A 23191-nucleotide genomic window follows, 5' to 3' on the forward strand; every position below is an offset into this window, starting at 1 on the left:
TTATGCCGAATATTTTTTTTATGGTGATGCGGCGCATGCGTGCGCCGATTATCACGCTGATTCTTATTTATTCAATTGCTGTTTTGGGCCTAGTGCTGATTCCCGGTGTGGATGATCAGGGACGCCCCTATCAAATGGGTTTTTTCCACGCTTTTTATTTCATCAGCTATACCGCTACCTCGATTGGTTTTGGTGAAACGCCTTATGCGTTTTCTTATTCTCAACGCCTGTGGGTTTTATGCTGTATTTATTTATCAGTTACGGGCTGGGCTTATAATTTAGGGGCCATTTTTACTTTATTTAATGATCAGGCGTTAAAGAAAGCAATTCAATACGCTCGGTTTAATAATAAAGTAAGACGTTTGCGTGAGCCCTTTTATTTAATCTGTGGTTATGGGCAAACGGGGCGTTTGCTCTGTAAAGTGCTCGATCGGATTAATATCCGCTTTGTGGTGATTGAGCTTAGAGAAGAGCGCGTTAATAATTTGGCCCTGGCAGATTTTCATTCCGACCCGGTTTTTTATGCGGGGGATGCTTCTAATCCTGAATTATTAAAAATTGCCGGAATTACCCATCCACGTTGCCGTGGCGTTTTAGCTATTACTGGTGATGAAAACGTTAATCTGGCGATTGCAATGGCGGCTTTTGTTTTGCAGCCCAATCTGGTATCGGTTTGCCGCTGCAAAAATAAGGCTGTGGCCGATAATATGCAGTCGTTTGGCGCAAATAAAGTTATTAATATGTTTAATGCGGTGGGGCAGCGCTTTCAGATGCTGCTGCATGCGCCGCATAGCTATCGCTTATGGAATCTGCTTTCTGATTTTCCTGGCCAGCCTATTGCAGCCTTAGTGCGCCCGCCATGCGGGCATTGGGTGGTAGTGGGCTATGGGCGATTTGGCATATCGATGCGGGCCGCCTTACTTAAAGAAGGCGCTACAGTAACGGTGATTGATCTGGAGCCTCAGCCAGACTTATTGCCGGAGCAATTTGTGCAGGCGCTGGGCGTAAATGCCGATGCATTAATTGCGGCAGGTATTGAGCACGCTTCTGGGCTGTTGGTTTGTCATGATCACGATATTAATAATCTGTCTGCGCTGGCAACGGCCAGAGCGATTAATCCCAAATTGTTTATTGTGGCAAGGCAGAATCTGCGCGATAACCATTTATTGTTTGAAGCCTTTAAGCCCGATATCACCTCAATTCGCAGCGAAATTGTGGCTCATGAATGTTTACGTGCGATTGAAACGCCTTTATTGGCGCAATTTCTGGATTTAATTAAAGAAGAAGATGAAGCATGGGCCAAGGCATTGTCTGATCAATTGGCTTTGTTATGCGATCATAAAGTGCCGGAAATATGGAGCATTACGCTGGATGCGAATAACACTGCAGCCGTGCACGCCTTTTTAGCCAATCCATCGCCTCCTTTACGCCTTGCCCACTGGATAAACAATCCTTTTGATCATGGCTACAAGCTGCAATGTCTGCCTTTGCTGCGTGTGCATGGTGACGAACTACAAGCATGGCCATCACTGGACACTCCACTGACTTTTGGTGATCAGCTGCTGTTTGCTGGGAATCGTGAAGCTCAGAGTGCCCATGTGGCGATGCAAGAAGCTACACATCTGCTGGACTTTGCCCGCACCGGCAAAACCGAGCCGCAAAGCTGGGTGTTTCGTAAATTGGCGGGGTGGCAGCAGGGGAAGTAAACCCAAGTCTTGAACCACGGAGGGCACGGAGAGCACGGAGTTTCACGGAGAAAAATAAGGTATGAATTAAGTTGTCTTGTGGGTTTGAGCTTTTTGAAATCCTACGATTTGTATTCAAATCGCGAATCAAAGCAAGGGGCTTAAATCACCCCTTGAAGCACGCCGAAGCGAGGAATAAGCGACTCGGGGTTTCGGAAAAGGGGTAGCGAGGCAGCGAGCGAGCAGCCTTTTTCGCCGAGGCGATTATCCGCAGTGAGGGGCCTTCGTGCTGGTCGGGGCGGCCTTCTTTGCTTCCTTTCTTGGCCGTTCAAGAAAGGGAGTCCCCAGCGGGGATACCGCACCTAAATCAACGTGCCGAGGCACTGAAAATATGATTACTGCACAATATCAATCCGCCAACTGCCGTCTAAATACCCAGCTCACGCCATTAGATGCATCAGCGTCAAAGGCATAGCCTTCGGCATTAAACGCTTTTAAATCGCTGGCCTGAGTGATGTTGTGCTCTGCTGCCCAGCGCACCATCAGGCCACGGGCGCGTTTGGCGTAGAAGCTGATGATTTTGTATTTGCCGTTTTTCCAGTCTTCAAATACCGGCGTAATAAGTGGGCAGTTTAAGAGCTTGGGTTTGACTGATTTAAAGTACTCGGTAGAGGCTAAATTCACGACAACTTTAGGCTTTGTTGCGTTAATCGCGGTGGTAATGGTTTCGCCCCAGAAAGCATAGAGATTATTGCCTGCTGCATTGGGCAGAGATGTGCCCATTTCTAGGCGATAGGGCTGAATTAAATCGAGCGGGCGCAGCAGGCCGTAAAGGCCGGATAAAATACGCAGATGCTGGCTGATATAGGCCAGCTCTTGCGGCGTCATTTGCCCCGCATTTAGTCCCTCGTACACATCGCCCATAAAGGCCAGCACGGCTTGCTTGGCGTTTTCCGGAGTGAAATCAGGATGCCATGCCTGATAGCGCCCTACATTGAGCACCGCTAGTGGATCGGATAATTTCATCAGGCTGGCAATTTGCGCAGGCGTTTGCTGCTTGAGCAAAGCAATCAGCTTGGCGGAATGATCCAGAAAATCAGGCCGGCTGAATTCTTTGGTGATGGGAGCAGTGGTGTAATCCAGCGTTTTGGCTGGAGAGAGCAGCATAAGCATGGCGGACTTTGATTGCGGGGTGATTGTTGAAAGTATAAAACCCAAACCTTAAACCACGGAGGAAGAACACTGAGGGGCACGGAGAAAAAATAGTACAGGGTTTTCTCCGTTGAACGCTGTGTTCTCAGTGTTCTCTGTGGTTCAAGATTTGGGTTTTTGTGAACCCCATGAAAATTAAGGCTCTACCCCGGATCCACGCAGCAGGGCGGCGAGTTCCATGGCGGTTTTGACTTGCATCTTTTCTAAAATCCGCGCGCGGTGAACTTCGACGGTTTTCATTGAGATGGATAAATCATCGGCAATTTGTTTGTTTAAACGGCCAGTCAGGATCAGCTTCATCACTTCGCGCTCGCGCGGGGTGAGGGTGCCAAGGCGCTTGGTGATTTGCATCTTCACTTGCCAAACGCCGCGCTTGGTGGCGTCGTTGGCGAGACAGCGCTCTACTAGATCAACGATATCGTTATCGTTAAATGGCTTTTCAACGAAATCAGTTGCGCCTTGTTTTAAAGCACCCACGGCCATGGGTACATCGCCGTGGCCGGTTAAAAACACCACGGGCGGGCAATAAGGATGCTCTTTGATTCGGTCAAATAGCTCTAAGCCACCCATGCCGGGCATACGCACGTCAAGCAGCAGGCAGCCGTAGCGCTCAGGCGTGTAATCAGCAAGCAGCGCTTCAGCGCTGGCATAGCTGTCAGCACGGTGATTGCGGGTGGAAAAAAGCCAGACGAGGGCATCGCGAATGGCGTCATCGTCATCAACGATTGCAATGCGGCGATCAGGGTTCATTTGCCTGGGTTTCCTCGGAAAACGGTACGGTGAAGATAAAGCGGCAACCGCCGCCAGGATTGTTTTCTGCCCAAAGACGGCCTTGGTGATATTCGATAATAGAGCGGCAAATATTCAGCCCCATTCCCATTCCGGTGTCTTTGGTGGTGTAAAACGGTTTAAACAATTGTTCCATTTGTTCAGAACTAATACCAGTGCCACGATCCGCAATGATAACTTGTAAGTAATCATGCTCCCTGCTCAGCATAATGGCCAGAGTACGCTGCGATGCAGGCGTATCGTTCATGGCTTCCATGGCATTGCGAATTAAATTGAATAATACCTGTTCCAGCATAATCGGATCGACATATAAAGGCGGTAAGTCGCCCGATTCTGAAATACTGATCTCTACCCCGCGCCGTACTGCCTCGTGCGATTGCAAATCCAGTACGGTATCTAGCAGGCCGGTAATGGTGCAGCGGCGGCGATGCGGAGCGCGGCGTTGTACAAATTCACGAATGCCGCGAATAATTTGCCCGGCCCTGCGGGCCTGTTCGCCCATTTTTTCGATGGCTTGGGATAATTGCTGCAAATTAGGCTGAGGATTGGCCAGAATATTGCGGCAGCCTGATGCATAGCTGGCAATCGCGCCCAAGGGCTGGTTCAGCTCGTGGGCAAGGCTGGAGGCCATTTCGCCCATCGAGATCAGCCGGCTGGTTTGTTGTAGTTTTTCATTTTGCAGACGCTCGCGCTCGGCGGCAGATTTCAGCGCGGTAATATCAGTGGCTACTTCAAGCCAGACATCTGAATCGTCTACCCATAGATTGTGGCGGCTTTTGATCTGAAACCAGCGTTTTTTGATTGGGTCATACCATTCTGAGTCGATTGGCGTATCAAAGCGGCGGGCGCTAAATGGCACGATACAGCAGCGGCCACGCCAGTCTGGCAGGTTAAATGAGCGATCAAACTGGCGGTTGCTCATCAGCAGCTCACCACTGTCGGCATCGCTCACGGCAACCGCCGTATCCAGCCCATCAAGCACGGTGACAAAACGCTGGTGCGAGGCTTGCAGCACTTCGCGTTCACGTTTTAGCTCGGTAATATCGTAGAGCGAGCCCATCCAGCCAATATGTCGCCCCGCGCCGTCGATCAGGCTGGAGCCATGCAGGCTGACATCAAAACGTTCGCCATTTTTGCGCATAAAGCGTACGGCTTGGCCGTTAGGATCGGCGCGGCCCAAGCGAATCGCATCAAAAGCGGCCTGACAGCGCTCAAGCTCTTCGGGCGGCCAGTAGGGCAGTGGTGGTTGCTGGCCAAGCAGCTCGTCGGCGCTAAAACCGGTCATTTCACAAAAAGCCCGGTTTACGTAGATCAGGCGTCCATCCTTATCCATCGCCCGCATCCCGCTGACCAGCGAGTCTTCCATCGCCTGGCGCAGCGCGGTTTCGGCGCGTAATTGCATTTCTGCCTGAGAGCGAACGCGCATCACGCGGTGCAAAAGTGCGGTAGATGCCAACATGCCAATGGCTAAAAACAGCAGCACCCAAGGCAGCGATTCAGTCAGTCTGTGGCGAGGTACATGGTAAAGCTCGGCTTGTATCGATAATCCCAAGGGCGGGGTATCGAGTGCAATGCGCGTACTTAGGCCGCTTGGATCAAGCTGGCGGCTGGATTTGGCTGCCAGCGTTACATAATTATGATTAAGCAGTAATACCTGATAGCGCTGTGCAATCCACCAAGGTACTTGCTGCTGTAAAAGCCGCTCAAAAGAAAAAGTGGCAATAATAAAATTGTGCCCGTCGGCGCTGGACACAGCATATTGGGCCAGTGGCGGCTGATCATGTTTTGCTGGCAGCGTGCTCCAGCCGCTTTCACCATTAAATGGCCGTACTTTTTGCTGGGGGGCAGACCACCAGATTTTGAAATCATCCTGATTTCTGACCACTAGGCTGACAATTTCTGGGCTGTTTTGAATTAAAGAAAAAGCGCGTGCCTGAAATAGCGCTGATTGCTTATTGTAATCGGTCACCGCAAGGGCATTGATGGCGTCGGTATTGGCGGTAATTTGTTGCTGAATAGCCTGCTTTTGCCAGAGCAAATCCTGCTCCAGCTGGTTACTGCGCTGTTTTTGATCGGCATCAGTGGTAAGCAGCAGCCAGCTGGCAAAAGCCAGCGTAAACAGCGCTGCAATCAGGCCGGGTAGCAGCTGAAGCCAGCGGCCAAGACGGGGAGACAAGGTGATAGGGTGCAGAGTCAATCTGGATAAGCCATGGTGTTACCCCGAAAAAGTCGGGCTGTGAAAGATTAATTATCCACGGTTGTCAGTAATTGTCTAGGAGAGCCTAAGTTTAGGGCTTGATATCGGTGTGAACTGATGGCGGTGGGTAATTGGGGCCTACTCATCCTCAACATATTTTGAGGAGTTAGTTTGCTGATATTGGGAGCCAATCGTGTTCCAGCTGGCGATGTTTTACATCAAAACAATAATAGTGTCCCTGCGATGGCTGATCTTCGCTACGGCTGATGGCTATGTTTTTGAGATGGCATTTATAGAGCGTGCCCACTGCGCCGTGGGCCACAATGGCAATGTTTTTTTCTGCACTCTTTTGAATGATGTGTTCTACCGCATTGATGATGCGTTGTTGCGCATCGCAAGCGCGCTCCCAGCCTTGAAAAGAGTTTTCTGGGTGGGCAAAAAATTGATCTGCTGCTGCTTCAAATTGCTCTTTTTGTAAGAAGCCAGTGGCAGTGCGATCGTTTTCCCCAAGGGCGCTTAATTTTTCTATTTTTATATCAATTGAAGCTGCGAGTATTGCTGCCGCTTCAATTGCTTTGGTTTCTTCACTGCTATAAATCGCCGTCAAAGAAGGGACAAATGCTTGCTGAAGAAAGGCGGTCATCCGCTCCCGCCCTTTTTCAGATAATGACCACTGGGTAACCGGAACATCTGGGGCAATTAGCACTTCAGGGTGGGTAATAAAGTAAACTTTTTGCACAGAGCACCTTTTGAAAGATGGGCGTTTGAAGCGATGCTTATTACTGCACCGGATTAATCAGCGGCTCGCCTCGGGAAAAAGCGCTGACTTCGCACAGTACCGTATCGGCGATATTTTCTAACGCTTCGTCGGTTAAAAAGCCTTGATGGGAAGTGATCATGACATTGGGGAAGGTGGTGAGCCTTGCCAGAACGTCGTCTTCTAATGCCGAGCCGGACAGGTCTTCAAAAAACACACCTTCTTCGTACTCGTAAACATCCAATCCCACACCGCCTACTTGGCCGCTTTTTAGTGCGTCGAGTAGGGCGCTGCTATCGATTAGGCTGCCTCGGCTGGTATTGATAATCACCGCACCTGGCTTCATGCCTGCCAGCGTATCGGCATTGATCATATGTTTGGTTTCATTGGTGAGCGGGGTGTGCAGCGAGATGATATCGGATTGCGCCAGTAGCTCGGGCAGCGAAACAAAGGTGCAGCCTAAAGCCGCTGCGCGCTCAGGGGATGGGTTGCGGTCAAATGCCAGCACTTTGCAGCCAAAACCATGAGCAATGGCAATGGTGGCTGCGCCAATTTTACCTGCGCCAACGATACCAAAAGTGCGGCCATGCAAGTTAAAACCAACTAGGCCATCCAGTGAGAAATTGCCTTCACGAATGCGGTTATAAGCGCGATGCGTTTTACGGCTTAGCGTGAGCAGCAGGGCAAAAACGTGCTCGGCTACGGCTTCGGGGGAATAAGCGGGAACGCGCGTTACGCTGATGCCATGTTTTGCGGCTGCGGCTAAATCGACGCCATTAAACCCTGCGCAACGTAGTGCGACTAGTTTCACGCCTAGCTTGGCAAGCTGTGCCAAGGTGGGGGCGTCGACTCGGTCATTTACAAAAGGGCAGACCACTTCAAAGCCAGATGCCAGTGCGGCGGTCTGGATATTTAAGCGGTCTTCAAAAAATACCAGCTCATGGCCATGGTGTTCATTGGCTTGGCTGAGCGTGGCTCGGTCGTATCGTTTGCTGTCAAAAACGGCGATGCGCATGGCTGTCCTGTTTATCTGTAACGTAGGAGCGGCTTTAGCCGCGAATGTTTTGATATGCAGCGCCTTTGCGGCTAAAGCCACTCCTACGAAAAACGTCACATTTTCTATGTTTTGTTTCAGTTGATAGGATTGGGTTTCACCAAGAGCGGTGCGCAAGAAAAACGACTTGCACGCCCTATGTAAAACCAGACTCTGCTTTAGCCCTAAGGTTGACTGGGGTGACTGCAAGTAGGGCTCAAGTGAGATTAGGGTCTAATTCATGCCCTGTTTTGCTACTCGGCAATCAGCAAGGCTTAGCCTTCTTTAAACATATGCGTATGGCTGCTGGTTAGGCTGCGGCCTTTCCAGTGAAAGTCGGTGATTTTGGCCGTGAGCACATCGGCCGCAGCGGCGCTGTCGGTCAGTAGCTGCACAAGAGCAAGGACGTTTTCACTATTGCTGTCGGTGATGGTGATTGAGCCAAAGTCGTTCAGGCCAATTTCATCAGTTAGCAGGCTGCGTACGTCTTCTGCGGAGGTTTCCGGTGGAAGGTTGCCGATTACAATTTGCATGGTTTTTACCCTTTAAACGATGGACAAAAAGGAACTTAATTTCTATGAGCTTGGCTGCGTAACTGATTATAGCGCTGCTGTTTGCCTGCTAAATAGAGAGGCGCAATCGCTTCCAGTGCCGTTGGCTGCCAGGCTAATTCCGGGGCAAAGCCAGCTGTATCAATATTATCAACCCGCAGTGAATCCAGATTGTCGTGACTTAACGGAGGATTGGGCAGCAGGCTCATTACACTAGCTTGCACCCGGGCCAGAAAGTTGGGTAAGGAAATAATTGGGCGACAAATGCCAATGGTTTGTGCTGTATAAGCGACTAGCTCTTTAAGTGTGTAGATCTTGGGGCCAACAAGGCTGAGCGTTTTGCCAATCAGTGTTTTATCTGTAACACCTAGGGCAAAAGCCCGGGTGACATCCTGCACCCATACGGGCTGAAATCGCGTCTCTGCACCCGCTAATGGCACAAAGGGGGCCATCTTCAGTAATGAGGCAAAAAGGTTGAGAAATTGGTCTTCCTGGCCAAATACCACCGAAGGGCGATAGATTGTCCAGTCGAGTACGCTGGCTTTAACACGGGCTTCGGCCTCGCCTTTGCTGCGCTGATACATGGACGGGCCATAAATATCTGCCCCTAAGGCGCTCATATGTAGATAGCGGTTTACATTTTGAGCGGTGCACTCAGCGATAATTCTTTCAGTAAGCGTGACATGGGCTTTTTTAAAACTCGCCTCATTGCCTTGCAAAATACCCACCAGATTAATCACCACATCCTGCCCGGCAATTAAGCGCGTGAGAGTGGCATCTTCATTGATATCTGCGCTGACTAAGCGGAGAAAGGGCAGGGGCAGCAAATCTTCACGGTTGTTTTCTTTATGGCGGGTGGGCAGGGTGACCGCATGCCCGGCTTTTGCTAGCCTGGCGGCCAGTTGTTTACCAATAAATCCACTTCCACCGATTAATAAGATTTTGGACATGCGCGTTTCTCTGTTTCGATATGGGGGTGTTGTGTTGCTACTGTAGCTGATGTTTTGCAGAGCTAAGCCTTGAACCACAGAGCGCACAGAGTTCCACAGAGAAATGCAATGATGGGGTGGTTTTCTCTGTGTGCTCGGTGTTCTCGTTTTACTCTGTGGTTTAAGGTTTAGCTCACCGTCAAGATAAGCTGAAGGATCTTGTTAATCGATAATAATCAAGGCGCATCCACTGCCTGACCACGTCCTGCTACTTTGGCGATGCGTTGCTTTAGCGGCAGCCCTTGGTCCCCAAAGGCGTGGGCGTAGTGAATCGCATTGGCCATGACTTTTTTAACGTAGTCGCGTGTTTCGTTAAATGGAATGGTTTCGATATAAATCACTCCATCCAATGCCTGGCTGGATTGCCATGCTCTTGCCCGGCCAGGGCCCGCGTTATAGCCGGCGGTGGCTAAAATTTGATTGTCGTCCAGCCGCTCCCATATATAGCGCAAATAGAAGGTGCCAAAGCTGATATTGGTCGTTAATTCATTCACGTCGGCCGGATTAAAGTGTTTTTTACCCATTTTGCTGGCGACCCATTTGGCCGTGCCGGGCATGAGTTGCATCAGGCCGCTGGCCCCGACGCCAGATCGTGCAATGCTGATAAAGCGGCTTTCTTGCCGCATCAGGCCGTAAACCCATGCCGGATCAATGCCTTCATTCTTGGCTGCGGGCTCAATCAAATCTAAATAAGGCGTTGGGTAGCGCAGCGAAAAATCATGCAGCTGACGGGTGCGCTCGGCGGAATAAATCGAGCGGTCATACCAGTTTTGCTTGCGCGCTAATTCGGCAGCGGCCAGCAATTGCTGGTCTGTTAAGCCTTTCATGGCCCAATTCCACTCGCGGATGGCTTCGATACGCCAATCCTGATCGATCAGGGCTAAAGCGCGCTGCACACCTGGCATGGCGCGGATTTGCTTGATTTCGGCATCGCTGGCCTTATAGCGGATATTGGCGGGCTCCATGCTGGGGCCGAGTTCTTCTCTGGCAAGCAGGCCGTAAAAATCATGGTTTTCTGCGGCTGCAGCCCAAAGCTGATTGGCTTCTATGGTTTTATTCTGGTTTTTCAGGATGCGTGCTTTCCAGTAAAGCCATGTACTGGTCTGTTGCTCTTGGGCTGGCAGGGCCTCGATACGGGCGAGGGCGGTTTCCCAATCAGAGAAACGCAGCGCGGCACGAATTGACCATGAACGATCTTCGCCGTCCATACCCAGCGTATCGCCTTTGCCTAACCAAGCAGAGGCTTGTTCATGTTGTTTTTTGGCGGCAATTAAACCAATTTGCTGCCATGCATAGCGTTGATCCGCCACTGGCAATTGTTTTTCTACGCCATTGAGCAGGCTGGCGGCTCGATCCGGATTTGTCCGTGCAATTCGGCCCAAGGCATAGATGGCTAATTCGCGGCCTGCTTGAGTCGATAAGGATAGTTTTGCAAATTGGTTTTCAGGATTAGCGGCGAGCGCGCTGATGTTTCTTGCTGTGAATTCGGCTGGGTTGCCAGCACGCGCGGCCAATTGGCGGGCAAGGTCGGTGCGATTGTCGGCTAGTGCCAGGCGGATACGCGCCCATGCATCGGCCTGGCTTAGCTCTTCATTGTTAAATAAGGCGTCAAATACAGGGTTGCACGCTTCACTTTGTGGCCTAGCAGAAAACCAGAGGGGTTTGGCGGCCGATAGCGGCGCTGCTTCATTGCTGGCGATGGCCGATTGCGCACGCAAACATTGCAATTCATTGTTTGGTGCGTCTGCTTTGGCGTATTCCAGATTAAAACTCGCCCAGCTTTTGCGACGACCCAGCTCTTTTAACCATTCGCCACGAAAGCGCTCTGCCAGTGGGCTGTTGTCATAGTTCTTTAAAAAGCTTTGTACATCGCTTTCGCTGATCGTGGTGAGCTGGCTGCTTAGCCAGTAATAGCGCGGATACATTTCTAATGCTTCGCCGTTGCTTGCATCGGCCATTTTTGCAATAGCAGGTAGATCTCGGCTTCGGGCGGCCTCACGCAGGGAAGATAAATCCAGCCGTGCATGTGCGCTGGCGGAAAGAGAGAGCGAGGCAATCAATAAAAGTTTTTTCATATTTTTTTCAGAGGTATGGGGCAGGCAAGCACAACTTCAAGCATAACTGAGCCTTGCGGGTATTCGTAGGTCAGTAATTGTAAAAGATGAAAATATTTATTTGTGTATGAGGGGCTGTTGACGTTTCATCCGCTTAAACAATAAAAACAGACCAAGAAAATACGGTGATATTTTTGGCAGTATTGCCGGGATATTTTGTGTAAATAGAGTAGGTGATTCAATCGTATCAATTGAAATGTGCTTTAAAGTGATGAACAGATGCAAATCAATTTGTTCCTCATCTAAAATAAGGAGTCAATCATCGCTGCAAAGGCAGGCGGAGCAGGCGCTCAGATCGTGAGTGCTGCCTAGCAGAGTGATTAATCATGCCTGATTTGCTTAATCCCTTTCTCCCGAGACAGGCTAAAAGCAAGTAGAATCAGGGCGTTTAAGAATAAAGAACTGAGAATGGGAATATGCTGACTTTCCAAGAAATTCTGCTCACGCTGCAAAACTATTGGGGCCGTAATGGCTGCGCACTGTTGCAGCCTTACGATATTGAAGTAGGTGCCGGTACATTTCATACCGCTACTTTTCTGCGCTCCCTAGGCCCGGAGCCTTGGAATGCGGCCTATGTGCAGCCTTCACGCCGCCCTAAAGACGGCCGTTATGGTGAAAATCCAAACCGTTTGCAACACTATTATCAGTTTCAGGTGGCTTTAAAGCCCTCGCCCGACAATATCCAGGATTTGTATCTGGGTAGCTTGCGCGAGCTGGGCATCGATACCAGTGTGCACGATATCCGCTTTGTAGAAGACGATTGGGAAAGCCCGAGCCTGGGTGCATGGGGCTTGGGTTGGGAAGTGTGGCTGAACGGGATGGAAGTCACCCAGTTCACTTATTTCCAACAGGTTGGCGGGATTGATTGCAAGCCGGTATTGGGCGAGATCACTTACGGCGTTGAACGCCTAGCTATGTATTTGCAAGGCGTGGAAAACGTTTACGACCTAGTCTGGACTGTTTATCCGAACGGCCAGAAGGTTACTTATGGCGATATTTACCATCAGAATGAAGTTGAGCAATCGACTTACAATTTTGAACACGCCAATGTGCCCTTGCTGCTCGATTTATTTAATAAATTTGAAAGCGAAGCCGCACGCCTGATGGAAGCCAATCTGGCGCTGCCAGGCTACGAAATGGTGATGAAGTGTTCGCATGTGTTTAATCTGCTGGATGCCCGCGGTGCGATTTCGGTGACTGAACGCGCTGCGTATATCGGGCGTGTGCGCACGCTTTCACGCCTCGTGGCCCGTGCTTATTACGATTCGCGCGAAGCATTGGGCTTCCCTATGTGCCAAGTTACACCGGCTTAGGGGGCATGATGATCCGCTATCTGTTGTTGATTACCCTCCTTGCTGGCTGTGGAAAATTTGAAGATGAGGTTTACGGCCCGCTTGAAGTTCCAAAAGAAGGCGACTGGCGCAGTTACGGCACGATGGCGGATTATGAAATGTTGGTCGATGTGAAATCGATTACGCATGACGATGATTACGCGCCAACCAAGTACACCTACGTCTGGTTGCAGCAGAAGTTTAATCAAGATCAGATTGATGAAACGACCAAAAAGAAATATCGCCTGAAGTATTCGCGCCATGCCATTGATTGCCCGTCAAAAAAAATGGCGGGTGTATTAAGCGATTTGCGCGATGCGGAAAACGAGCAGGTGGCCCGTTATGATATTCCGGGCTTTCAGTGGGAATTCGATGAGCCGCCAGCCAATAGCTTTGGCGGTGATTTTGTTCGCCAAGTTTGTAAAATCATGGCCGAGAAAGAAGCTAAAGCTAAATTAGAAGAGAATTAATCCCCATGTCCAATCCTATATCTCAAACACTGCTGATTGAAATTTTTACCGAAGAATTGCCTCCCAAAGCACTGCCAAAATTAGGCGCAGTGTTTGCGAGTGGTATTTTTGATGAATTAGCCAAGCTGGGTTTTGTGGCTAAAGATGCTGAAGTGGAATCGTTTGCCAGCCCGCGCCGCCTTGCTGTATCGATCGCTGATGTGCTGGCTGTGCAGCCGGATCAGGCCATCGAGCGCCGTGGCCCGGCGGTTGCTTCTGGTATGAAAGATGGCGTGCCAACGCCTGCCCTTGCAGGCTTTGCGCGCAGCTGCGGTGTGGATGTCTCGCAGCTTTCGCAAGGCTCAGATGGTAAGCAGGATGTGTATGTTTTTTCATCGGTAAAAACAGGCGAAGCGCTGACTAAAGTGTTGTCAGGCATTATTGCAGCCACGCTTAAAAAACTGCCCGCGCCAAAAATGATGCGCTGGGGCGATAGGGACGGCCAGTTTATTCGCCCTGTGCACGGCCTGGTTGCACTGCATGGCAGCGATATCGTGCCTGCTCAGGTCTTGCATCTGGAAGCGGGCCGCAGCACGCTGGGCCATCGTTTCTTATCCAGCGGTGAGATTGAGCTGGCAAATGCCGATGAATACGCAGCCCGCTTGTTTGATGATGGCTTTGTAGAGGCAAGCTTTGATGCACGCCGTGCACTGATTGCTGATCAGCTTAATAATGCCTGCCTTGAGCTGAATGCTCAGATTGCGCCTTCGGATGGTTTGCTGGACGAAGTCACTGCGCTGGTTGAATGGCCGGTGATTTACACCGGACATTTCGACGAGAAATTCCTGCAAGTGCCGCAAGAGTGCCTTATTTTATCGATGCAGCAGCATCAAAAATACTTCCCGCTGCTGGATCAGAATGGCAAATTACTGCCTGAATTCTTAGTGGTTTCTAATCTGGAAACCGCCGATCCAAGCCATATTATTCATGGTAACGAGCGTGTATTGCGTGCGCGTCTTTCGGATGCCGAGTTCTTCTTTGAGCAAGATAAAAAGAAGAAGCTTGAATCCCGCGTGCCGCAGCTGGCCAATGTGGTTTATCACAACAAGATCGGCAGCCAGCTTGAGCGCGTAGAGCGCCTGCAAAAAATTGCCGGTGCCATTGCGGTGAAGCTCAATGCCGATGTGGCCGATTGTAAACGTGCTGCTTACTTAGCTAAGGCCGATCTGATCGCCGATATGGTGGGTGAGTTCCCAGAGCTGCAAGGCGTAATGGGCATGTATTACGCCCGTATCGATGGCGAAAACGAAGCGGTTGCTAATGCGATTGAAGGCCATTACCACCCGCGTTTTGCTGGTGATACTTTGCCGGTTGGCGCGGTGGCTCAGGCTGTTTCGCTGGCGGATAAGCTGGAATCCATTGTTGGCATTTACGGTATTGGCCTGATTCCAACTGGCGATAAAGACCCGTTTGCCTTACGCCGCGCCGCGCTTGGTGTATTGCGTATGGTGCTGGATTTGCCGCTGGATCTGAAAGAATTGCTCAGTATTACTGCGGAAGCTTTCCCTGCGGGTGTGGTTGCAGAGGGCACGGTTGATGGCGTCTATGGCTTTATGCAAGATCGCCTGAAAAACTATCTGGCTGCTGATTACCCGGCTGCAGATATCGATGCTGTCTTGGCGCTGAACCCAACGCTGCTGAACGAAATGGTGATTCGCCTGCAAGCCGTCGCGGCGTTTAAAACCCTGCCAGAAGCGACTGCTTTGGCGGCGGCAAATAAGCGTATTCGCAATATCCTGAAAAAAGTCGAGGGCGATTTGCCTGAGCTGAATGCGGCTTTACTGAGTGATGAGGCTGAAATTGCCCTGCATGCTGAGTTATTAAAGCTGCAGCCTGTGGTGAGCAGTGCCCTAGCGAGCCAGAATTTTACCGGTGCGCTGAAAGCACTGAGCGCTTTAAAAGAGCCAGTAGATGCTTTCTTTGATTCAGTGATGGTTATGGCTGATGATTTAGCTGTACGTGGCAATCGCCAAGCCTTGCTCGCCGCGCTGGCCAGCCTGATGAACCGCGTGGCTGAGTTGTCTTTATTGGCTGAGTAAACGCAAAAAACGCTCAAAAGATCTGCAGACACTGAGTGCACGAAGTGAATAAAGCGGGTACACAGCGCTTAGGTATTCTCTGTGTACTCGGTGTTGTCCTCTGTGTCTGCGGCTCTTTGAGCTTTTTTGAAACAGGTTTAAAACGGAGTCGCGTATGAAGTTATTGATTCTCGACCGCGACGGCGTAATCAATGAAGACAGCCCGGATTACATCAAAACGCCGGAAGAATGGCTGCCGATTGCAGGCAGTTTAGAAGCCATCGGCGAGTTATCTCGCTCGGGCTGGACGATTGTGGTGGCAACTAATCAAAGCGCGATTGGCCGAAAAATGATTGCGGTGGACGCGCTCAACCGTATTCATGCCAAGATGCACCGGGCCATTGCTGGGCAGGGGGGGCATGTGGATGCGGTGTTTTTCTGTCCGCATGGACCAGATGCAGGCTGTGTTTGTCGTAAGCCTAATCCCGGCATGATTTTAGATATTTCCAGTCGTTTTCACATACCTTGCCCGCAATTGACGATGGTGGGCGATTCGCTGCGTGATTTACAAGCCATTGCGGCTGTTGGCGGTAAGCCTGTGCTGGTTCGCACCGGTAATGGCATTAAAACTGAACAGAAAGGCCTGATGCCCGAGGGTACACAGGTATTTGACGATTTGGCGGCATTTGCCGCGCATTTATTAGGCCCAGAGGGTGAAGATTAAATGATTTGGTTGCGCTCCATTCTGTATTGGCTTGCTGTTCCTGTAGTAACTCCCATTTTCTGTGTGATTGCAATTTTGATTCTGCCGCTGCCTCCTATGCTGCGTTACCGGATTATTCGTGGCTGGTCGTGGACAATGCTCAAGTGGCTTAAATTCACTTGTGGCCTGACTTATCGCGTGGAAGGCATTGAAAATCTGCCTGCAGACCCTGCTGTGGTGATGTGCAAGCATCAATCAGCATGGGAAACGCTGGCCTTGCAGCATGTGTTTCCACCACAAGTTTGGGTATTGAAAAAAGAACTGCTGAAATTGCCGATTTTTGGCTGGGGCCTAGCCACTTTATCGCCGATTGCGATCGATCGATCAAACCGTGCTGAGGCGCAAAAGCAGCTGATTGCTCAGGGTAAAGATCGCTTAGCTAAAGGCTTCTGGATTGTCATTTTCCCGGAAGGCACACGTGTTCCATCGGGTGGCTACAAGCCTTATAAGCAGGGCGGTGCGCGTTTGGCCGTTGATCTGGAAGTACCGATTGTGCCGGTGGCGCTTAATTCGGGCGAATTCTGGCCGAAAAATTCATTCCTGAAGTGGCCGGGTGAAATCACTATGGTGATTGGCAAGCCGATAGAGCCAGCTGGCCGCAGCCCACAAGAGCTGACTCAAGAAGTTGAAACGTGGATTGAGAATGAAATCCAGCGTTTTGGCGGCGTTGGCCCTTGTTACTCGCCTAAAAAATGACGGTGCATTCGCTGCGTTTGGCGGATCGCGAGTTACTATATCAGCTGGAGCGCAGCAGCCGCAGGCGCTCGATTGGTTTGAAAATCACCGCTAATGGTTTAACCGTGATTCTGCCCGCCCGCGCGCCTTTAAAAGAAGCTGAACGGGCCATTGAGAGCAAACTCAAGTGGATACTGGCTAGGCTTGCTATGCCAATAATGGCTCCTGCTCCGCTGGCGGTTGGCAGTAGTGTACTTTGGCAGGGCCAGGCTAAATTTGTGCAGCGCTGTGCTGGTCGTACTCGGCTGGAAGAAGATGTGCTGTATGTGTCAGAACAAACGCCTTTACCCGTGACGCTAACGCGCTTTTATCAGCGCAGCGCCAAGTCATATTTCTTGCAAAGGCTGGTGTATTGGAGCGAGGTCATGGGTCTTCAGCCGCGGCAGCTTTTTTTAAGCTCGGCTAAAAGCCGCTGGGGCAGTTGTACTGCCTTAGGGGATATTCGCCTGAACTGGCGCTTAATGCAGGCCCCGCCGCAAGTGATTGATTATGTGGTGATCCACGAGCTGGCGCATTTAAAAGAACTAAATCACTCCCCCCGCTTCTGGGCCATCGTCACCAGCGCCTGCCCTGATTGGAAAACGCATCGCTTATGGCTAAAGCAAAACGGCGCAATGCTGTTTGCGTGGTAGGGGGGTATTTTGTGCGCTGGGCAATGCAATACCAAAAATAATGCTTTTTAGTGCCTTCGTTACCTTGTTTTGGAGCGGTGGCCACCGTAGAGGGGCGTTCCTTTCTTGAACGTTCAAGAAACGAAGCCAAGCCGCAACTCCAAAAACACAAAACTACTCACTGCGAACTATCGAGTTGGCGGCTGTGGAGCTCGCTTCGTTCAGACAGTCTTCGCCGAAATCCCACCCCCGCTTGTTCCTCGCTTCGGCGTGCTTCAAAGTGAGATTTAAGCCCTGTGCTACGAGTCTCGATCAATGACAAATGACTGGGGTTGAAAACACTCACGCTCGAAAGAAACAACTTAATTCAAATCCTGATTTCCTCGGTGAAACTCCGTTTTCTCTGGGGTTAAAGTGTTTCAAAATTTGGGTTTTGCAACGAAATATCGAAGGTCTAATACGCCCCCAAAACCTGATTCAACGCCGCTCTGGCATAGCTTATTGTTTCACTTGCCGTTAAACCAATTCCATTGGGATGCGCTCTGCGCCAATCGTCCGCAGCGCGGCCGTGCAGCCAGCAGCCACTTTGCACTGCATCCAGCGGTTTAAGGCCCTGTGCTGCGAGGGCGGCAATGATGCCAGAGAGCACGTCGCCTTGCCCTGCGCTGGCAAGGGCTGCATTGCCGCTGGCGTTGATGCTCCAGCTTTGCCCGTCGCTGCATACCGAGCCCGCTCCTTTGAGCAAGACGGTGGCTTTATAGCGCTGTGCGAGGGTAAGTGCGGATTCGATTCTATTGGCTTGCACTGCCTGAGTGCTGGTATGCAGCAGCCTTGCTGCTTCTGCAGGGTGTGGTGTGATTATGCTGGGGGAGCTGCGCTCTTGCATGGCGGCAGTCAGCTCTGCTGAGCCGGCAAGTAAATTAAGTGCATCAGCATCAAGCAGCAGCGCTAGAGGGCTGGCAATGCTTTGCCGGAGTGTTGCAAGAGCAGCGGCGCTATTGCCAAGCCCGGGGCCGGTAAGCATAAAGCTGAGGGCAGGGTGCTGCAGGGCTTCTTCTGCAGAGTGCAGCATCAGTTCGGGCTGCACTGGGTCTGCGCTCAGCGTTTTATCCAGCAGGCCCAGTACCACGCGGCCTGCGCCTATATGCAGTGCGGCCCGTCCGGCTAGCAAGGTGGCACCTGACATGCCGCTGGCTCCGCCCATCACGCCGACTGTGCCGTAGCTGCCTTTATGGCTGTCTGGCCTGCGTAATAGCTGGCCCACGCTGACCGGGGCATGGTTTTGTAAATACCCGTCGGCTTCGGGATAGAGATGAGCTGGGATTTGCAAATCGTGCAGGCTGATTTCACCGCACACATCGCAGCCCCTAGCGGTAAACAGGCCAGGCTTGTGGCTGATAAAGCTCAGGGTATGAGTGGCGTGAATGACGGCTCCTGGCGCTGCACCACTATCCGCCATCAAGCCACTTGGGATATCTAGTGCAATAATCGGGCAGCCCAGTGCTTGTAGCCCGGCCATGATCTGGCCATCTGCTTCAGATGGTGCGCGATTCAGCCCAAGCCCAAACAGCCCGTCAATCGCCAGGTCGGCATGATCCGGTGTGGCAAGAATGGTTTGGCCGCCAGTGGCCTGCCATTTTGCAAAAGCATTTTTGGCGTCTGCCGTGATAGAAGGGCTGGTCAGCCTGAGCAAAATGGTTTTGCCTGCTTGCTGAAGCAGGCTGGCGGTGATTAATGCATCGCCACCATTATTGCCCGGCCCTGCCAGCACATAAATTATTTGTGCTGCGGGATAGTGTTTTAATATCCAGCTGGCGCTGGCTTCACCCGCTCTGTGCATCAGCGATAAACCGGCTGCAGCGCTTTCGGTTTGTCTTAGTTTCTGGCTAAAAAAGAGCGGGGAATTGATCATTCGCGTGAGATTCGCTGGCGTTCAATTTTATTAATAAAACGCTGAATAAGCGTTTGCATTTTTCCGGATAAATCAAAAAAACGGCAGCCTACCCGCTGTGTTTTAATGCCATTTCGCAGTGTTACATCAATCACAATGCAAACTTGCATATCCACTTCAACCACACCTATATCGAGTAGTTGTATGCGGCAATTGTGTAAGGTATCGCCCACGAGCATGGGCAAATCAGGAGATACCCCAAGCAGGCTTAAGCCACCAAGGCTGATATCTGTGACGGATAGCTCAGTATGCCCTCCGTCAAATGGAATAACACAGGCCACTTTTTGTGACATGGGGATATCCAGGCGATAAAAATCACGCCTTTGCATACGCAGAGTTTGGACCGGGCCACTGCTGCGAATCGCTGTGCGTCCTTCATAGGCGACGAGAACTGCATCGGGCAGCTCAAATTGCACTTTCACTTTATTTACAACGCCCACCAGCAGCATCCGGCCTTCTTTAATCAGCGCGGCATTGGTGACAATATCGTTACTGGCATCAAACAATAATTCATTGTCCGTAATGCTGAGCAGGGTACTGATTGCAAATGGCTCTCGTCTTCCTGCAGGGTAAAGGCAAATTATTTCACCGTTATCCAGTAATTGCTTAAGCAAATACTTTATTTCTATGCTGGCGCTGACGAGATAGGGCCCCGTATCTGATACAAAAACGGGCTCCAGCGTGGGAGGTTGTTGCATTGTGTTAATCAGTAAAAGAAAAGATAAGCTACTTTATATCATTGGCTGGGACTTAATCCTAGCTTGCTTTGCTATGCGCTTTAATGAATATGGTGTAAGTCATTCTATGGATTGACTATTGTTTAGGTCATAAATTAAGAGGCCTAGACGCTTTAGTTTGCGATAGACAGCAAGGCTTCCAGTTCATCCAGCCGCATTCGTTCTTCTTTTTGCCGCTCTGCATCACGGGGGCGTACATGTAAGCTGATTGGGCTGTCGTCAAACCAAAAAGAAAATGAAGGGTAATCTGCAAGCTGGCGGCCGTTGGCTGGCGGCAAAATATCGTAATCAATTTGCTGGTTGAGTAAGAAAATTTCAGCTGATTTAGGGTCATCTAAAAAGATAATTAAATTAATGTCGGAGTTTGCGCCAGCAACGCCGGATAAAACCGATCCTGTCAGGCAGGGGCGGAAATGGGCCAGAATACGCATCACTTTAAGTGCTTTTTGTCTCAGATTATTGAGGTGATTGCTGTGTTCTGGGTGGTAAACCGCCCTGTAATTGGCTAGGGCGGTTTCTATTTCCTGATTCGAGGGCATCATGCGCCCCTCGCTAATCCCTAGTTGTCTGGCGGCCTTTTTTTTGGCAAGGGCAAAGTCATGCAAAAGATCTTCAGCGATTAAGCGCGCCGCACGTTCGGCTATCCGGGCTCGCAAGACAGAAGACTGACGGTCGAGAACGTGCGGCTTGCTCATAGTTTAGGTGCCCCTAAAAGAGTAATTCCTTGATCTCATCCAGTGGTTGAGCGCTGCCCGCTCCGCCTCCTAATCCTAATTCTGGATTGGTTTGCAGATATTCGCTGAAGAAATATTCAGTGTATGCGCCACGCTCTGTCTGAATGGTTTGCGGCGTAACCCCTTCAGGTACCGGATAGCTCACATTGTCTACGCCTTTAAGCGCCTTACTCATGTAGTTTATCCAGATGGGGAGGGCTGCTACTCCGCCGTATTCCCTTGCGCCTAAAGAGCGGGGCTGATCAAAACCTACCCATGAAATCGCTACAAGGCCAGGCTGATAGCCTGCAAACCAGGCATCATTGGCATCATTGGTTGTACCGGTCTTACCCGCTAAGTCGCTTCTGCCCAGGATATTGGTTTTGGCTCCCGTACCCTGCGTGGCCACATCATGTAAGAGGCTATTCATTACAAAAGCGTTTCTGGCATCCAGGGTGCGCTGTGCGTTTTCCCCTGCAACTTCGGGCTGGGTCTTAGCAAGAACACGGCCCCGGCTGTCTTCAATCCGGTCCACAAAATATGAGCGTACGCGATAGCCTGTGTTGGCAAACACCGCATAGGCTTCAGCCATTTGTAGCGGGGTTACGCTACCCGCGCCCAAAGCCATTGTCAGATAAGCAGGGTGCTGTTTAGGATTAAAACCAAAGCGGCTGATATGTGCCTGCGCGTAATCCACACCTATCGCCTGCAATATGCGAATTGTGACCAGATTCCTAGAGCGGGTGAGCGCTGTACGTACACTCATCATGCCTTCAAACTTACCGTCACTATTTTTAGGCTCCCAGCTTTGCCCCCCTACCTGAGCAGGATCAATCACCAGTGGCGCATCGTTAATTTGTGTGGCGGGCGTAACACCGCGCTCTAGGGCTGCAGAATAAATAAATGGTTTGAAGCTGGAGCCGGGCTGGCGCCATGCCTGCGTCACATGATTAAAGCTGCTGCGGTTAAAATCAAAACCGCCAGCCAGCGCTCTAATTGCACCATTTTGTGGATCTAATGCAACAAATGCACCCTCGACCTGAGGAAGCTGAGTCAGGCTCCAGCCTTTATCTGTTTGCTTAATCCGTACAATCGCACCCGGGCGGATTCGGGTTGCCGGTGCGATTTTTTCTGACAGCATAGCGCGGGCAAAACGTAAGCCCTCGGCATTAATTTCAACTTGCTCACCGCCTTTTTTATAAACTTTTACTGACTGAAGGCTGGCACTTAATACGATGGCGGGTTGTAAATCACCTGAGTCTTTTTGCTCTGCAAGTGCTTCGTCCAGTAGCTCTTCTTTGCCCGGAAGAAGCACTTCAGGGGCAACAAACCCTTCTGGGCCGCGGTAGCCGTGGCGAACGTCGTAGTCAACCAAGCCTTGCCGTAAAGATTGATACGCCGTTTCCTGGCTGTCGCTCCGAAGGGTTGTGTAAACTTTGAAACCTTCTGTGTAAGTAGATTCCTTATAGCGCTCAACCATCATTTGCCGCACCATCTCGGCCAGATATTCGGCATGCACGGCGTATTCCTGCTGCGTGCGTTTCAGGACTAATGGCGCGTTTTGAGCGGTGGCATAATCGCTGTCGTTAATGAACTTTAATTCGTGCATACGGCGTAAAACGTATTGTTGTCTGAGCTGCGCACGTTTAGGGTTTACAACTGGATTGTAAGCGGAAGGGGCTTTAGGTAAGCCTGCCAGCATGGCCATTTCAGCTGGGCTAAGCTGTTTTAGCTCTTTGCCGTAATAAGTCTGTGCTGCAGAGGCAAAGCCATAAGCGCGCTGACCCAGATAAATTTGATTAAAGTACAGTTCAAGAATTTGATCTTTCGATAGATTGTGTTCAATCTTAAATGAAAGGAGGGCTTCGTTAAATTTTCGGGTAAATGTTTTTTCGTTAGACAAATAGAAGTTGCGGGCGACCTGCATGGTAATGGTACTTGCACCCGATTTTGATTGACCTGATGTGATATTGCTGATCATTGCTCTGAGTACGCCCAGATAGTCAATTCCGCCATGCTCATAAAAGCGCTCATCTTCAGCCGCTAAAATGGCTTGCTTCATGAGTAGAGGAACTTGCTCTATAGACGTAAAAGCCCGGCGCTCTTCGCCAAATTCACCAATGAGCACATTGTCGCTGGTGTAAATACGAAGTGGAATTTTAGGGCGATAGTCTGTGAGTGCTTCTAAGGAAGGCAGGCGCGGATAGGTAATCACCAGCGCAAAAGCGCCAAGGCCAGCAACAAGGATCATCAGGCTAATTAAAATGCCGCAAAAAATAAGTAGAAGGCGTTTGCTCATCGCTAAGGGTAGAAGATTGGAAGTGATGCTAATTTACGCGATTCTGAGCTTGTATGTTTGGCATTTATTTTCTGGCATCAAATAATTGAAAAAGCACTAATGTTAGTAATACGCTTGTATAAGAATGAGCTTCACTGTTCTTTCTTTACAGGGATAAGTCGCGCTGCTACGATCTAAAGTAGATTCGTAACAGTTGT

Annotated in this window: 19 protein-coding genes; 7 read left to right on the forward strand and 12 right to left on the reverse strand. The window is 50.5% G+C overall.

The features are described from left to right. Positions 1-2: 2 nt before the first annotated feature. Positions 3-1706 carry a potassium channel family protein gene (locus DYD62_RS18140; RefSeq protein WP_115228798.1) on the forward strand — a complete coding sequence of 568 codons (1704 nt, stop codon included), beginning with the start codon at positions 3-5 and terminating at the stop codon, positions 1704-1706. A gap of 387 nt (positions 1707-2093) precedes the next feature. Here DYD62_RS18140 and yaaA read toward each other — a convergent pair whose 3' ends face one another. The 8 genes from yaaA to DYD62_RS18180 all read right to left on the reverse strand — a co-directional run bounded on the left by yaaA (position 2094) and on the right by DYD62_RS18180 (position 11288). After that, positions 2094-2858, reverse strand: a complete 765-nt coding sequence (gene yaaA / locus DYD62_RS18145; RefSeq protein ID WP_115228799.1) for a peroxide stress protein YaaA — start codon at positions 2856-2858, stop codon at positions 2094-2096. A gap of 174 nt (positions 2859-3032) precedes the next feature. After that, a complete protein-coding gene (locus tag DYD62_RS18150) occupies positions 3033-3647 on the reverse strand; it encodes a response regulator transcription factor (protein WP_099397985.1) in 615 nt (204 codons plus the stop codon). Then, positions 3637-5883, reverse strand: coding sequence for a PAS domain-containing sensor histidine kinase (locus DYD62_RS18155; RefSeq protein WP_115228800.1), 2247 nt, complete (start codon positions 5881-5883; stop codon positions 3637-3639). The genes DYD62_RS18150 and DYD62_RS18155 overlap by 11 nt, the downstream gene beginning before the upstream one ends. Before the next feature lie 166 nt (positions 5884-6049). Continuing rightward, positions 6050-6622 (reverse strand): histidine phosphatase family protein, encoded by a 573-nt coding sequence (locus DYD62_RS18160; protein WP_115228801.1) that lies wholly within the window; start codon positions 6620-6622, stop codon positions 6050-6052. Positions 6623-6662: 40 nt separating this feature from the next. After that, the gene (locus tag DYD62_RS18165) at positions 6663-7655 is read right to left on the reverse strand and encodes a 2-hydroxyacid dehydrogenase (RefSeq protein WP_115228802.1); all 993 of its coding nucleotides are present in this window, start codon (positions 7653-7655) and stop codon (positions 6663-6665) included. 293 nt (positions 7656-7948) lie between these two features. Beyond that, complete coding sequence (locus tag DYD62_RS18170; RefSeq protein WP_115228803.1) at positions 7949-8206, reverse strand: hypothetical protein; 258 nt, start codon at positions 8204-8206, stop codon at positions 7949-7951. 35 nt (positions 8207-8241) lie between these two features. Further along, complete coding sequence (locus tag DYD62_RS18175; RefSeq protein WP_115228804.1) at positions 8242-9174, reverse strand: complex I NDUFA9 subunit family protein; 933 nt, start codon at positions 9172-9174, stop codon at positions 8242-8244. A gap of 215 nt (positions 9175-9389) precedes the next feature. Next, positions 9390-11288, reverse strand: coding sequence for a lytic transglycosylase domain-containing protein (locus DYD62_RS18180; RefSeq protein ID WP_115228805.1), 1899 nt, complete (start codon positions 11286-11288; stop codon positions 9390-9392). 455 nt (positions 11289-11743) lie between these two features. Between DYD62_RS18180 and glyQ the strand changes: the two genes are divergently transcribed. The 6 genes from glyQ (at position 11744) to DYD62_RS18210 (ending at position 17315) form a co-directional block, all read left to right on the forward strand. Further along, on the forward strand, positions 11744-12640 hold the full coding sequence (glyQ, locus tag DYD62_RS18185) for a glycine--tRNA ligase subunit alpha (RefSeq protein ID WP_099399385.1): 897 nt from the start codon (positions 11744-11746) through the stop codon (positions 12638-12640). 5 nt (positions 12641-12645) lie between these two features. After that, a complete protein-coding gene (locus DYD62_RS18190) occupies positions 12646-13128 on the forward strand; it encodes a surface-adhesin E family protein (protein WP_132038732.1) in 483 nt (160 codons plus the stop codon). A 5-nt stretch (positions 13129-13133) separates the two neighbouring features. Continuing rightward, a complete protein-coding gene (gene glyS / locus DYD62_RS18195; RefSeq protein ID WP_165928771.1) occupies positions 13134-15206 on the forward strand; it encodes a glycine--tRNA ligase subunit beta in 2073 nt (690 codons plus the stop codon). A 154-nt stretch (positions 15207-15360) separates the two neighbouring features. After that, entirely contained in the window at positions 15361-15909 is a 549-nt protein-coding gene (gene gmhB, locus DYD62_RS18200; RefSeq protein WP_115228807.1) for a D-glycero-beta-D-manno-heptose 1,7-bisphosphate 7-phosphatase, read from the forward strand. Further along, positions 15910-16644 (forward strand): lysophospholipid acyltransferase family protein, encoded by a 735-nt coding sequence (locus DYD62_RS18205; RefSeq protein WP_115228808.1) that lies wholly within the window; start codon positions 15910-15912, stop codon positions 16642-16644. It begins immediately after the preceding gene. Then, positions 16641-17315, forward strand: coding sequence for a M48 family metallopeptidase (locus DYD62_RS18210; RefSeq protein ID WP_115228809.1), 675 nt, complete (start codon positions 16641-16643; stop codon positions 17313-17315). Before DYD62_RS18205 ends, DYD62_RS18210 begins: the two co-directional genes overlap by 4 nt. A gap of 433 nt (positions 17316-17748) precedes the next feature. Here the strand turns inward: DYD62_RS18210 and DYD62_RS18215 are convergent, their stop codons facing one another. The 4 genes from DYD62_RS18215 to DYD62_RS18230 all read right to left on the reverse strand — a co-directional run bounded on the left by DYD62_RS18215 (position 17749) and on the right by DYD62_RS18230 (position 22994). Next, a complete protein-coding gene (locus DYD62_RS18215; RefSeq protein WP_115228810.1) occupies positions 17749-19206 on the reverse strand; it encodes an NAD(P)H-hydrate dehydratase in 1458 nt (485 codons plus the stop codon). Next, positions 19203-19943, reverse strand: a complete 741-nt coding sequence (locus DYD62_RS18220) for a flagellar brake protein (RefSeq protein ID WP_115228811.1) — start codon at positions 19941-19943, stop codon at positions 19203-19205. Before DYD62_RS18220 ends, DYD62_RS18215 begins: the two co-directional genes overlap by 4 nt. A 152-nt stretch (positions 19944-20095) precedes the next feature. Next, on the reverse strand, positions 20096-20677 hold the full coding sequence (locus DYD62_RS18225) for a nucleotidyltransferase family protein (protein ID WP_115228812.1): 582 nt from the start codon (positions 20675-20677) through the stop codon (positions 20096-20098). A 13-nt stretch (positions 20678-20690) separates the two neighbouring features. Continuing rightward, a complete protein-coding gene (locus DYD62_RS18230; RefSeq protein WP_115228813.1) occupies positions 20691-22994 on the reverse strand; it encodes a penicillin-binding protein 1A in 2304 nt (767 codons plus the stop codon). Positions 22995-23191 lie beyond the last annotated feature (197 nt).

The organism is Iodobacter fluviatilis, from assembly GCF_900451195.1.
Taxonomy (GTDB): Bacteria; Pseudomonadota; Gammaproteobacteria; order Burkholderiales; family Chitinibacteraceae; genus Iodobacter; species Iodobacter fluviatilis.